This window comes from Bradyrhizobium sp. SZCCHNS1022 (assembly GCF_032484835.1).
Classification (GTDB): Bacteria; Pseudomonadota; Alphaproteobacteria; order Rhizobiales; family Xanthobacteraceae; genus Bradyrhizobium.
Genome location: NZ_JAUETT010000004.1, coordinates 450,799 through 463,178, shown reverse-complemented (window position 1 = coordinate 463,178; position 12,380 = coordinate 450,799). Strand labels below are relative to the sequence as shown.

Genomic DNA, 12,380 nt, shown 5'->3' with positions numbered 1-12,380 from the left:
TGGAATTCGATGGTCCCTCTTCTCGCCGGCGTCAGCCGTCGGCGAGCATCTTGCGGAGTTGCTTGGTCGCGGGGGTCACGATCGCGACGAAATAGGCCTCGCGCAGTCGCCGCTCGGCGCGATTGCCTTTGATGTAGCCGCGGGCTCCGCAATGGAGCATCGCGGCGTGCGCGGCCGCCACGCTGGCCTCGCCGGCCCGCAGGCGCAGCGCGACGACCTGGCGCCAATAGGTCTCGTCCGGGTTGAAGGGATCGCGGGCGAGCGCAGCCGTTTCATGCGCGAGCTCGGCGGCAAGCTCGGAAAAATTGACCGGCTGTTGCGGCAGATAGCGGTTGACGTGGCCGAGCGGCGCCTCGACCTCCTGCATCACCTTGATGCAATCCTTGATCAGGCCGAGCGCCATGCCGGCCTGCAGCAGGATGAAGCCGGCGCGGATCTTCTTGACGAAAGGCCCAGCCGGGTCGGCAAGGATCAGTTCATCCGGCACGAACAGGTCGCGAAACTGCACACCATAGGTCCCGGTGCCGTCCATCGCCAGGAACGGCTGGCATGGCTGCAGCGTCACCGCCGGATCGGCACAATCGGCGATGAACATCACGATCTCGCCGGGCGCATCCTCTCGCTCGAAGATCGTGCCGAACATGTGGTCGGGGCCGAGATTGGAAACCCAGGGCAGCACGCCGCGCACGACATAGCCGCCCTCGACCTTCCGCCCCTTGAGCTTGAGCTTCTCGATGCCGAAGAAGCTCTTCATCGGGTTGGAAAGGCCGGTACCGCCGAGCAACCGTCCGCTCGCGGTGTCATCGAGCAGACGATCGACCAACGCCTTGTTAGCTGAGTTGGCGATGTACCAGACCAGCGTATTCTGGCACCACGCCATGAAGGCGGTGGCGCCACAGATCTCGCCCATCGCCGCGATCGACTGGATCGCAGCGTTCAGATCGGCGGCACCATTCTCGGGGACATGACTGCCCCAGGCACCGGCATCACCGAGATGGCGCAGCAGTTCCGCCGGATACACCGTGCCGGCATCGATGGCAGGGGCGATCGGCGCGAGCTCCTTGCGCACGATCGCCGTGACCTGCTCGATCATCGAGGGCACGGGCACGACGCCCGTGTCATCGGTCGCGAGATTCGATCCGAGTGAACCCATGACGCCCTCCGTTGCTGGCGGCTACCGGCCCGCTCAGATGCCGACTTCGAGATTGACGGGGCGGGTGAAGGTATTGGCCACCGGCGACCACTTCTTCACATGTGCGACCAGCGCCTGAATCTCCTCCGGCGCGACGCCCTCGCACTCCATGTCGACCTTGACGCGGACGTCGGTGAAGCCGACCGGCTTGTCGCTGACGTCGCCGGTGCCCCACACGGCCGTGATGTTGAGATCGCCTTCGAGCTCCAGCTCGAGCTTGTTGACGATCCAGCCGCGGTGCACGGCGTTGGCATGCAGGCCGACGGCGAGGCAGGAGCCGAGCGCCGCGAGCGAAGCCTCCGACGGATTGGGAGCGGTGTCGTCGCCGAGCAGTCCCGGCGGCTCGTCGACGATATAAGGCGGCAGGTTGCGGATGTAGTTGGCGTGGCGGAATTTGCCCTCGGCCACCGTCTTGCACTTCAGGGTCTTGATGACCTTGGGATTGGCCTTGCCAGTGGCAATGAGCTGCTCCAGCCCGTTCTTGTCGATGGGGGCAAGGCAGCCCGTGAGCACCGTCTTCTGAACAACAGCGGTCATCTCGTCTTTTCTCCCTGGGATCGAGGATACCGAACGGTCTGTTTCCTGCACGAAGCGTGCCAGCAAGCTGGAAAACAAAAGCCGAAGCATTTCTCGTCGCTTAGAGAGGATGCCGCGAAACTGACCGAGGCCTTCTGCTCAAACCGGGTGCAGTCTGTTGCACGCCGCGATCAAATTGAGCGCAGCAGGGTTGATCATCGAAGATGCAGCTTGATGAGGTGCGCTTGCTCTGTTTAAGCTGCCGCGCATGGGCAGATCGGTTGCGGGCAAACAGCCATCAAAGAAGCGCATCGCTGCAAAAGCGAGCGCGGGGATCGACGATGAATCGGCGCACGGTCGCCTGCTCGGTGCGGCGACGCGCCTGTTCTGCAAGGACGGCATCAACGCCACCGGCATCGACGCGATCATCAATGAGGCCGGCACCGCCAAGACCACGCTCTATAAGTTGTTCGGCTCCAAGACCGCGCTGGTTCACGCCGTGCTCGAAAGCGAAGGCCGGCAGTGGCGGGAGTGGTTCATCGGCGAGATCGAGCGCGGCGGCGGCGATGCCGAGACCAAGCTGTCACGGATCTTCCCGGCGCTGAAAAGCTGGTTCAGCGAAGATCGGTTCTACGGCTGCCCGTTCATCAACGCCGTCGCCGAGCACGACAAGGATCAGAAGCAGTTTCGCACCATCGCGATGCGCCACAAGAAGGTGGTGCTCACTCATATCGAGAAGCTCGCGCGCGAAATGGGCGCGCTCGATCCCGAAAGCTTCGCGCATCAGCTGGCGCTTCTGATCGACGGGGCGATCGTCGCCGCCATGGTCTCGCGCAACCCTGATGTCGCCGACACTGCCGGGATCGCGGCGAACTCGCTGTTCGCCCCGGCGAAACAGAAACCCGCGAAGCGGACGAGCAAGGCGGACGGTCAGTTCGCCGCGGTGTGAGGGCGCTTACTCCTACAGCAATTTCTGCGTCATCGCCCGGTTTGACCGGCCGATCTAGTACTCCGAGACATTCGTGATGTCCCGAGAGACCGCGGCGTACTGGATACCCGCCTTCGCGGGTATGACGCTGTCTATGCGGTTACGATTGTGCGCTTTAGCGAAAATAATCCAGCACCAGATGCACATCCGCCGGCGCCGGAGCGAGGCCGCTCAGGCTCGCATCGATGACACGCCGGCAGGCGGCCACCGCCACCTGATCGCCGAGATCGTTGGCGGCTTCGAGCACCAGCCAAGCGGCCTCCGTGGCGGAGCGGTCATCGCCGCCCGGCGTGACGCGCTCACGTGATGCGAAGTGGAAGCTCATATTGTTCATCCTTGACCACCTCGCATGAACGTCGCAGCCTCAATGGGCCAGCAGGCTCGGCACACGCTGCGTGCGCTTGCCGGCGGGATTCTTGCGCGACTGGTAGAACTCCAGCACGCTGCGCGAGGTCTGCACCTTGAGACGGCCGTAGTCCCGCTCCAGATCCTGCAGCTCGCCCGCACTGATGCGATGCTCGCGTGCGCCCAAAAACAGCAGGGCCATGGTCGTATCCCAGGAAAACGAGAGCGCCTTGGCCAGCATCAACAGCAATTCGCGATTGCGGTCGAATAGCGCGCGCTCGATCACGTCGACCGGCAGGCCCGACAGCAGCGACACGCCGATCGTGACCTCGTCGACCTTGTGCGCCATCGCATAGCCCGCGATGCTGCGCTCATCCAGATTGCCCTGCCGGTGCTGGATCGAAACCACCCGCTTGGCGACGAAATAGTTGCGCGAGCCGGGGCCGAATTTGGATTGCAGTTCGCCGGCGAGATTCGCCACCGAGCTATGGATCTCGTCGAGCATCTCGGGACGTTCGCCGGCCAGCCGGTTCTTGACGTCGTCGGAAGCCTTGGCGATCAGTTGCTGGAACAGATGGCGGGGAATGTCCCTGCGCAACCCGAGATTCTCCGCCAGGATCGAATCGTTCTCGGCGCGCGTCACCATATGCAGGAAGCCGGCGCCGGAGAACCGGGCGCCCTCGTTACGGACGACCGCATTGGCGACGTCGCGATTGCCGCGCGAGGCCAGCACATCGGTGACCGCCTCGCTCAGGCTCTCGCGTTGGGCGATCGCCAGCAGATGGTCCTGGCTCTTGGTCTCGGCATTCTCGATCAGCGTCGCATCGTCGAGCCGCTCGGAGTGACGCAGCACGGGGCCTGCGACCTCGATCGCGTCGTCGAAGGCAAGCTTGCGGATGACGCTCGCCGGCGAATATTCGATCCGCGCCAGCCGGTCCGCCAGCGTGGCGCGCGCAGCCGTTTCGATCTCATCGGCCAGGCGGCCGATGACCTCGCCGAACACCGCGATCTCCTCCTCACAATACCGTCCGGCGATCAAGAGGTCGGTCGCGTGCCAGAGCGCGCGGGCGCGGCTCTCGGCGCTGCCGCGCGCAATCGCCTCGTCGAGATCCCGCAGTACCGATTTCGTTTCGCTCATCATGGAACAACCGCAACCCGCAAACAGAGAAAATTCAATGCTGCACGATAGCCGCCGAACGCGAGTGTTCCGTAAACTTGCGCGCAGGCATTTTGCTGCGAGTTGTTCCTTAAATGTGCCGGAGTCCGTTAGGAGCCTCTTAAGAGGTCGAAGTGCTCCGCGCCCGATCGACGGGGGATCGCACGAACACAGAAGCCCCTGCTCCAGAGCGCGATGCGAGCGTCAGACGATCATCAAGGCATGACTCTGAGGATGCGCGCTTCTGCATCGGCGACCGATCGTTCGCCTGACGCCGGCGCGCATTCAGCCAGAGCCCGATCGATCAGCCGCATGGCGCCGGCATCCTGGCCCTGTTGCAGCATCAGCTCTCCGGCGAAGAAACTCGCCTCGCAGCGCCGCGTCCTTCGCATGACACGATTGCCCTCCTCGGCCGCAGCAAGCGCCGCCTCTGCCGTCCCTTGGCCGAGGAAGAGGCGCACGATCGGCGCGGGCCATTTGCTCATGTCGAGCTGCTTTGCCCTGTCGGCGAGGTCGCTCGCCAGACCGGCGCGGCGCCGCGCCAGGTCCAGCCACAAGGCGGCTTCGGCATCCTTCCGATCCATCGCGCTGAGCCGCTTGAAATCGTCCTGCGACTGCTCCAGCAGGCCCGCCTCGAAGCTCGCAATCCCCCGTGCGCGATAGGCCTGCGCAACGTACCGAACGCGCTCCGACGTCCGCGCGGACCTCGTCGGCACCGCTCCGGACGGATCGGCGTCGGCATAATCATACGCGGCACGAAGGTCGGCCCGGGACTGCCCAACGACATCGTCGTAGTCGGCAATTGCGTGATCGATATCTCCCTTGCGGAAATAGGCCTCGGCGCGCCTGAATCGGGCCGTGACCACCTGTGGGGTCGCCGGCCTGCCGCGCTCGATCACGGCGGTGCAGCCGGCAATGCGCTCGTCCGGAGTGACGCCCACCGCGATCATGCACCGCTTTGCCGCCGATGATTGGGCGCTCGCCGAGATGGCGGAGATTAAAGCCAAAATCAACGCGCAACCGGGAAGCGAGTACCATCGGTGCCTAGCCATGATCGTCTCCTTGTGTGTTGCTTGATGCTAGCAACACACGCCGATCTCGCCACAATCTTTAGCTGCATTCGCAGATCATGCTTCAGGCGATGTAAATGGAATCGCAGACTCTAACCGCCGTCGCGCGTGGTCATCTCCTCCAGCCGCGAACAGAAAAAGCTCGATGCAGCATGATCGCGTCCGAACGCGAGCGTCCACGCTCGCGCATATCATGGTGTGAACTTCGGCAAGGTACGGAAGGATCGTCCTCATATCGCCAGACCGGCTGCAGGAGATCCACCGTGGTACTCCGGCCGTTATCGGCCACTGCCGAGCCGCCGCAACTCGGCATGAGCGGCGGGCCATTCGACAAAATGCTTCGGGCAGACATCGGTGGCAACGCGCAGCAGCTTGAGAGCCTCGTCCTGAGCGCCGTTGGCGAGCGTCAGCTCTCCCGCATAGAAATTGGCTTCGCAGACTTGGCCTTTGCGCTTGTTTGGATCGGGATCTTCGGCGGCAACAAGCAAGGCCCCGAACGTCAGGCCACCGAGATAGAAGCGAACGACGGGCGCGGGCCATTCCGACATGTCCAGCTGCTTGCTGCTTTCGGCCAGCTCGCTGGGTTCGCCGCTGCGGCGACGCGCAAGATCGAGCCAGAGCTGCACGTAAGAATCCCTGGGCCTGAGCTCGGCGGCTCGGCCGAAATCCTCGATGGCCTCGCGCGATCCGCCGCTTTCCAGCCGAGCAACTCCCCGCGCCCGATGGAGGACGGCATTGTCCGCATCGATCTTGAAAGCCTGGTCGAGCCGGGCCAACGCAGCCTCCATGTCGCCGCGCCGCTCATGCGCGCTGGCCAGATTGAGGTCGCCCTGCAGATTTTTGGGATTGAGCTCAGTCGCCCGCTCGAAATCCGCCACCGCACGATCGATCTGATCCTGGTCCCGATAGGCTGCACCGCGACAGAGATAGCCGTACTCACGCTCCGGGCTGATCTCGATCGCCTTGTTGCAATCAGCGAGCGCCCGCTCCGGATCTTGCTTGGCCCTGTAGGCGCCGCTGCGGCCGACATAGGCGCCGACATTCTCGGGATGAATTAGGAGAACCCGTCCGTAGTCGGCGATCGCGCTGTCCGGGTTCGCTGTTGCCAGATAGACCAGCGCTCGCCCGTTGAGTGCATAGATGCTCTGAGGGTCAGACTCGATGACCCGGTCGTAGTCGGCAAGGGCTGCATCATTGTCGTGCTTCCGCAGATGAGCGGAGGCACGCGCAAGCCGCGCAGGGACATTGTCCGCATCGCGGGCAAGGATTGCATCATAGTCCGCGATCGCGAGCTCCATTTCGCCTTTCTGAACATGGAACATCGCCCGACGAAGGCGGGCCATATTCAGGCTTCTCAATGTGGCCGCAGAACTCTCGATCAAGGCGGTGCAGCCGGCGATGCGATCGTCCAGGGCGATATTCCCGGTCCCGTGGCACTTGATGGTCGGAAACGATATGATCGGAGACGATTGCGCGAGGGCACCTGGGATCGACGTCAACGCACCTAGTCCCGCCGCCATTGCCGCAGCGACGAACACCCGCCATTCCGATTGCATCCCAGCCCCCATTTCCAAGCCGGATCATGTTACCAAGTCCGGCGGCGGCGGCAACGGCTGCACCGCCGCTCAGGGTGCCGATCAGCTACTTCGCCTCCGCCACGATCTCCGCCAGCCGCGCCAGCTCCTGCTCCAGGTCGGCCTCGATATCGGCGACGTTGATGTCGACCACGCGGTAGTTGCGGCTCTCCAGCCAGGTGCGGCGCGCGGCGCGGTCGGCGGCGATCGCCTCACTCTCCTCGGTGTTCACGAGCTCGATCGCGAGGCGATGAACGAAGGAGACGAAGTCCGGGATCTGCCGCCCGACCGGCGTCTGCCGCTTGAATTGACCGGCGAAGCGGCGGTCGCGGGTGAGCGCATGCCAGAGCATGCGCTCGGCATCGGTCGGATTGCGGCGGAGCAGCCGTGCCAGCCCACGCAACGAGCCGCGTGAATCCGGCAGGCTCGCCACCGTGCCCTGCTCGGCGATCAGCGCCCGCAGCCGCGTGGCCTGCTCGCTGTCGAGCACCCCGCCCTTGGCCGGGCCTTTCCGCCCTTCCGCAATGGCCATGATCACGCCGTGCAGCGTGTGCACGTCCTGCTTGGTCGGCTCCATCCGGAAGAAGATGTTGCGCAGGTTGACCAGCATGGTCTCGCGCTTCTCGACAGGCCGCAGGAATTCGACCCGGTCGAGCTCGCGTACCAGGTTCTCGAAGAAGGCTTCCATCTGGTGCTGGGAGGCCCGCTCGGAGCGCTCCGGCATCGAAAACGGCAAGGCGCCGGAGGTGATCAGCTTGAACCATTCGTAGCCCATCAGCAGCACCGCCTGGGCGAGGTTCAGCGACGCAAAGCCCGGGTTGACCGGATAGGTGATGATGCGGTTGGCCCGCGCCACCTCCTCGTTGGTCAGCCCGGCGCGCTCGCGGCCGAACAGGATGCCGGCCTTGCCGCCGGCGGCCACGTGGCCCTGGATCTCGCGCGCGGCGCCCTCCGGCCCCATCACCGGCTTGGCCTGGTCGTGCGACCGGGCGGTGGTGGCGAACACCAGGTCGAGATCGGCGATGGCCTCATCAAGGGTCGCGAACAGCCGGACGTTTTCGATGATGTGGTCGGCGCCCGCCGCCGCGCGCCGGGCGGCGATGTTCGGCCAGCCGTCGCGCGGATTGACCAGGCGGAGCTGCGTCAGCGCGAAATTGCCCATGGCGCGGGCAGCCATGCCGATGTTCTCGCCGAGCTGCGGCTCGACCAGGATGACGACAGGGCCGTCGATCTCCACCCCCGTCTTGGTCTTGTCGGTCCCGGACACGTCGATCCTTCTCCAGTTCATCAAGCGGCTGAGTGCCTACCCGGCCACCCAGCTTTGGACCACTCTGCCCCCGTTGACCCGGCTGGGCAGAATTCTCAAGCAAAATAACCCGGTTAATGGCCGATTTTGCCGTTTTACCGAAGCTGTGGGGAGCTTGAGCCGCCGCACAGGCCGAGAGCGCCTCGAAGAACGCCGGGCTCACGCGGCAAATCAGCTCCGGATGCATACCAGCTCGGCTTTCGCCCGCCCCGGACCGGTGCTATGACGCGCTGATTTTCACATCCCGCTCTTCGAAAAAGTGCGCTGTTCCCAAGAGGCCCTATCCGCATGGCAAAGATCAAGGTGACCAACCCCGTCGTCGAACTCGATGGCGACGAGATGACCCGGATCATCTGGCAGTACATCAAGGACAAGCTGATCAACCCCTTCCTTGATATCGACCTGATGTATTTCGACCTCGGGATGGAAAACCGCGATAGGACCAACGACCAGGTCACCATCGATTCCGCCAACGCGATCAAGAAGGTCGGCGTCGGCGTCAAATGCGCCACCATCACCCCGGACGAGGCGCGGGTGAAGGAGTTCGGGCTGAAGGAGATGTGGAAGTCGCCGAACGGCACCATCCGCAACATCCTCGGCGGCGTCATCTTCCGCGAGCCGATCATCTGCAAGAACGTGCCGCGCCTGGTGCCCGGCTGGACCAAGCCGATCATCATTGGCCGTCACGCCTATGGCGACCAGTACCGCGCCACCGATATCAAATTCCCCGGCAAGGGTACGCTGACGATGAAATTCGTCGGCGAGGACGGCACCGTGATCGAGAAGGAGGTCTTCAAGGCCCCCGGCGCTGGCGTCGCGATGTCGATGTACAATCTCGACGAGTCGATCATGGACTTCGCCCGCGCCTCGCTGAACTACGGCCTGCAGCGCGGCTACCCGGTCTATCTCTCGACCAAGAACACCATCCTCAAGGTCTATGACGGCCGGTTCAAGGACATCTTCCAGGACATCTACGACCGCGAGTTCAAGACGCAATTCGAGGCCAAGAAGATCTTCTACGAACACCGCCTGATCGACGACATGGTGGCGGCGGCGCTGAAATGGTCCGGCGGCTATGTCTGGGCCTGTAAGAACTATGACGGCGACGTGCAGTCCGACACCGTGGCGCAGGGCTACGGCTCGCTCGGCCTGATGACCTCGGTGCTGATGACGCCGGACGGCAAGACCGTGGAAGCGGAAGCCGCGCACGGCACCGTGACCCGCCATTTCCGCGAGCACGAGAAGGGCAAGGAGACCTCGACCAACTCGATCGCCTCGATCTTCGCCTGGACCCGGGGTCTCGCCCACCGCGCCAAGCTCGACAACAACGCGGAGCTCGCCAAGTTCGCCGCCACGCTGGAGAAGGTCTGCGTCGACACCGTCGAGGCCGGCTACATGACCAAGGACCTCGCGCTCCTGGTCGGCGCCGACCAGCGCTGGCTGTCGACCACCGGCTTCCTCGACAAGATCGCGGAAAACCTCACCAAGGCGATGGCGGCCTAAGCCGCCTCCCCATTTTCGCCAGAGTGCGACTGGCATCATTACGGGCCGCGCCACCAGCGCGGCCCGTTCGTTTCCACGAACCAGAGAGCACCTTCGATGCGCGCGACCCCTGCCCTGCTCATCCTTGTTGCAGCTCTGACCGGCAGCGCCCGCGCCGGCGAAACCACGATCCCCGATGCGCTGATCGCCCCCGGCGAGAAGGTGGTGCTGACGCTGCATGCCGAGGGCGCGCAGGTCTATGAGTGCAAGGCCGACAAGGACGGCACGCTCGCCTGGACGTTCCGCGAGCCGATCGCGACGCTGATGGAAGACGGCAAGACGGTCGGCCGCCATTACGCGGGGCCGAACTGGGAGCATCAGGACGGCAGCGTGGTCACGGGCCGCGTGGTGGGCACCGCGATCGGTGCGACCGAGAACGACATCGCCTGGCTCAAGCTCAACGCCGTCGGCCATCGCGGCGACGGCATTCTTGCCAACATCACCACCGTGCAGCGGGTAAATACCAAGGGCGGTGTGCTGGAAGGCGCCTGCGACACGGCCGGTACCTATCGCAGCGTGCCCTATTCGGCCGACTACGTGTTCCTGCGCAAGGACTAAGAACTCACGCCTCGCGATAATCTAGCAGGATCAGCCCGACCAGCACGAAGGCAACCGGCCAGACCCAGGCGGCGATCCGGCTGGTCCGCCCCGGCAGGCGCAATTCCAGCCAGCGCGCCCAGCCTGCCGTCATGCCGCACAGCGCCAGCGGCGTGTGGCTCATCTCGATCAGCAGCTGGTCCTTGACGTTGGCGATGGCGTGAGAGTGCGTCATCAAGAGCGCGCCGCCGACCGCGACCGTCAGCGGAAACATCAGCGCCGCCCGTCCCGCGGCCTCGCCACGCAGCCGCACCCGCCATTCGAACAGACCGAACAGGATGATCAGCACCACGAACAGACGGTGCTGGGCCACTTCGGGATCGCGCAGCGAGGCGAAGAAGCCGATCGGCCCGATCGGCCAGGCCATCTCGTCGGCGCGGAAGAACAGGAATGCGGCCATGACCAGGAACAGGAGCGGCCAATGCCGCGCCCATCTGCCCCAGCTGAAATGTTCGATCAGCGCGAGCAGCCCGATCAGCAGGACGAAGATGCCGGCCCAATGGTGGTTGTATTCGGACCAGGCGATGTCCTCGGCGCTGCGCGGCAGGATGATGCCTTCGCCCGGGACGTAAGCCGGCGGCGCGGTCACGCGCTGCGCATCGGCGGCGTCGATCTTGGCCTGGAGCTGCGAGATGGTGAGCTGGTCGGCCGGCGGACTGATCAGGCGCGGCCATTGCGGCGCTGCGCGCTCCACGATCTCCTGCCAGCTCAGGCGGTCCTGGCTGAGATCGACGCCGGGTGGCAGCGACGTCAGCGATCCTGCGGTCATGAGCACCGTGAGTCCGACGCCGAGTTCGACCTCGACGAAGCGCTTCAGCCGCAGCAGCGGCGCTTCCGGATCGCGCCGGCGCAGCCGCTCCACGGCGAGGAAGTTGCCGGCGCCGAGCGCGAGCAGCATCAGCAACATCGCGACCTTGGCTGACGTCATCACGCCATAGGCCGTGCCGTAGATCGCCTCGAACGAGCCGAGATAGGCGATCGCCATCACGGTGCCGCCGACCACGATGGCTGCCACCGCGGCCATCGACATCAGCGAGTAGCGGCGTCCGATCAGCCGCTCGTCACCGGCAGCCTTGCAGCCGTTCAGCGCCATCAGGAAATATGGCAGGCCGCCGATCCATACGCCCGCCCCCAGCATGTGCAAGGCATCGGCGAGCATCAGTGGCCAGCGCACCTCGAGGCGGCTTGCCGCATGCGTCAGATTGAGCTGCAGCGCGAGCGCGAACGCGGCGATGACGATCAGGGCTGTCGTTCGCCACGCGGTCCACGTGCCTGTCCGCGCCAGCAGCGAAAGGACGAGCGCGCAGCCGGCCACCGCAAGCTCGAAGCGCGCGAAATCCGCGCCAGCCGCTTCGCGCCATGACACGTCGAGCGTGCCGGTCAGCGCCGCGACATTGATCGCGAGCGAGGCGAGCGTCACCGAGAACCATGCACGCGCGCTGAGGCGCAGAAAGCGCTGGCACTTTTTCCCCACGACGATCGCGTCGGCTGACAACTTGTCCTGCAGCGGCCGCAACAGCAGCGCCTGGAAGGCGATGCCGCCCAGCGTGAACGACTGCGCAAGCAGGGTCAGCCCGCGCAGCACCACCGACAGATAGCCGAAGATGTCGAGAAAGAGCGACACGGCGGGCGGCTCAGCGGACGGTGAATGGGATATCGCCGCGCGTGATGTGCCCGTCGACGCTCAGCACCTGCCAGCGCAGGCGCCAGGCGCCAGGCGCGAGCGCCTTGGCTTCGGCATCAAGCTCGTCCGGCGGTGTGCCGGCCGTCGGCGTCAATGTCTGCTCGGTACCATCGGGCGCGAGCAGCTTCAGCCGCGAACGCGCATGATCGATGCGGCTGTTGAAGCGCAGCCTGATCGCGATCGCATCCTTGGCGACGGTCGCGCCGGACGCCGGCTGGGACGAGATGATGATGGCATGGGCCGCGGCGCCTTGCGGCGCGGTGAGCAGCAGAAATAACGGCAGCAGGTAATGTCGTTTTCGGGCAGAATCCATGGCTTCAAGACCCGGCAGCTCAGGACGACGTCTCAAACACGCGACGTGGCCGGTTGAACATTGCACTGCACTGTATTTAGGTGCCGGCAAATTCCGC

At 64.7% G+C, this 12,380-nt stretch carries 12 protein-coding genes; 3 read left to right on the top strand and 9 right to left on the bottom strand.

Annotation, left to right across the window (positions count from 1 at the left end):
• Positions 1–31: 31 nt before the first annotated feature.
• A complete protein-coding gene (locus QX071_RS24930; RefSeq protein WP_315706063.1) occupies positions 32–1,153 on the bottom strand; it encodes an acyl-CoA dehydrogenase family protein in 1,122 nt (373 codons plus the stop codon).
• Between the two features lie 33 nt (positions 1,154–1,186).
• Complete coding sequence (locus QX071_RS24925) at positions 1,187–1,729, bottom strand: OsmC family protein (RefSeq protein WP_315706064.1); 543 nt, start codon at positions 1,727–1,729, stop codon at positions 1,187–1,189.
• Between the two features lie 247 nt (positions 1,730–1,976).
• On the opposite strand from QX071_RS24925, the gene QX071_RS24920 reads away from it, so the two are divergent.
• Positions 1,977–2,657 carry a TetR/AcrR family transcriptional regulator gene (locus QX071_RS24920; protein WP_315706065.1) on the top strand — a complete coding sequence of 227 codons (681 nt, stop codon included), beginning with the start codon at positions 1,977–1,979 and terminating at the stop codon, positions 2,655–2,657.
• 154 nt (positions 2,658–2,811) lie between these two features.
• Here the strand turns inward: QX071_RS24920 and QX071_RS24915 are convergent, their stop codons facing one another.
• The 5 genes from QX071_RS24915 to QX071_RS24895 all read right to left on the bottom strand — a co-directional run bounded on the left by QX071_RS24915 (position 2,812) and on the right by QX071_RS24895 (position 8,108).
• Positions 2,812–3,030: a hypothetical protein gene (locus QX071_RS24915; RefSeq protein WP_315706066.1), complete on the bottom strand. Its 219-nt coding sequence runs from the start codon at positions 3,028–3,030 to the stop codon at positions 2,812–2,814.
• A gap of 30 nt (positions 3,031–3,060) precedes the next feature.
• Entirely contained in the window at positions 3,061–4,179 is a 1,119-nt protein-coding gene (locus QX071_RS24910; protein ID WP_315706067.1) for a DUF2336 domain-containing protein, read from the bottom strand.
• 233 nt (positions 4,180–4,412) lie between these two features.
• Positions 4,413–5,147: a hypothetical protein gene (locus QX071_RS24905; RefSeq protein ID WP_315706068.1), complete on the bottom strand. Its 735-nt coding sequence runs from the start codon at positions 5,145–5,147 to the stop codon at positions 4,413–4,415.
• Between the two features lie 398 nt (positions 5,148–5,545).
• Complete coding sequence (locus QX071_RS24900; RefSeq protein ID WP_315706069.1) at positions 5,546–6,610, bottom strand: tetratricopeptide repeat protein; 1,065 nt, start codon at positions 6,608–6,610, stop codon at positions 5,546–5,548.
• Between the two features lie 298 nt (positions 6,611–6,908).
• Positions 6,909–8,108, bottom strand: a complete 1,200-nt coding sequence (locus QX071_RS24895) for a TrmJ/YjtD family RNA methyltransferase (RefSeq protein WP_315706070.1) — start codon at positions 8,106–8,108, stop codon at positions 6,909–6,911.
• A 327-nt stretch (positions 8,109–8,435) separates the two neighbouring features.
• On the opposite strand from QX071_RS24895, the gene QX071_RS24890 reads away from it, so the two are divergent.
• Both QX071_RS24890 and QX071_RS24885 read left to right on the top strand, forming a co-directional pair.
• Positions 8,436–9,650, top strand: a complete 1,215-nt coding sequence (locus QX071_RS24890; protein WP_315706071.1) for an NADP-dependent isocitrate dehydrogenase — start codon at positions 8,436–8,438, stop codon at positions 9,648–9,650.
• A 96-nt stretch (positions 9,651–9,746) separates the two neighbouring features.
• On the top strand, positions 9,747–10,247 hold the full coding sequence (locus QX071_RS24885; RefSeq protein ID WP_315706072.1) for a DUF3455 domain-containing protein: 501 nt from the start codon (positions 9,747–9,749) through the stop codon (positions 10,245–10,247).
• Between the two features lie 4 nt (positions 10,248–10,251).
• Here the strand turns inward: QX071_RS24885 and QX071_RS24880 are convergent, their stop codons facing one another.
• On the bottom strand, positions 10,252–11,910 hold the full coding sequence (locus QX071_RS24880) for a copper resistance D family protein (RefSeq protein ID WP_315706073.1): 1,659 nt from the start codon (positions 11,908–11,910) through the stop codon (positions 10,252–10,254).
• A 10-nt stretch (positions 11,911–11,920) separates the two neighbouring features.
• Positions 11,921–12,283, bottom strand: coding sequence for a copper resistance protein CopC (locus QX071_RS24875; protein ID WP_315706074.1), 363 nt, complete (start codon positions 12,281–12,283; stop codon positions 11,921–11,923).
• Positions 12,284–12,380 lie beyond the last annotated feature (97 nt).

Excerpts from the sequence above, each read along its gene's own strand:
- QX071_RS24930 (WP_315706063.1), bottom strand. The coding sequence starts at position 1,153 with ATGGGTTCACTCGGATCGAATCTCGCGACCGATGACACGGGCGTCGTG.
- QX071_RS24925 (WP_315706064.1), bottom strand. The coding sequence starts at position 1,729 with ATGACCGCTGTTGTTCAGAAGACGGTGCTCACGGGCTGCCTTGCCCCC.
- QX071_RS24920 (WP_315706065.1), top strand. The coding sequence starts at position 1,977 with ATGGGCAGATCGGTTGCGGGCAAACAGCCATCAAAGAAGCGCATCGCT.
- QX071_RS24915 (WP_315706066.1), bottom strand. The coding sequence starts at position 3,030 with ATGAACAATATGAGCTTCCACTTCGCATCACGTGAGCGCGTCACGCCG.
- QX071_RS24910 (WP_315706067.1), bottom strand. The coding sequence starts at position 4,179 with ATGAGCGAAACGAAATCGGTACTGCGGGATCTCGACGAGGCGATTGCG.
- QX071_RS24905 (WP_315706068.1), bottom strand. The coding sequence starts at position 5,147 with ATGATCGCGGTGGGCGTCACTCCGGACGAGCGCATTGCCGGCTGCACC.
- QX071_RS24900 (WP_315706069.1), bottom strand. The coding sequence starts at position 6,610 with ATGGCCCGCCTTCGTCGGGCGATGTTCCATGTTCAGAAAGGCGAAATG.
- QX071_RS24890 (WP_315706071.1), top strand. The coding sequence starts at position 8,436 with ATGGCAAAGATCAAGGTGACCAACCCCGTCGTCGAACTCGATGGCGAC.
- QX071_RS24885 (WP_315706072.1), top strand. The coding sequence starts at position 9,747 with ATGCGCGCGACCCCTGCCCTGCTCATCCTTGTTGCAGCTCTGACCGGC.
- QX071_RS24875 (WP_315706074.1), bottom strand. The coding sequence starts at position 12,283 with ATGGATTCTGCCCGAAAACGACATTACCTGCTGCCGTTATTTCTGCTG.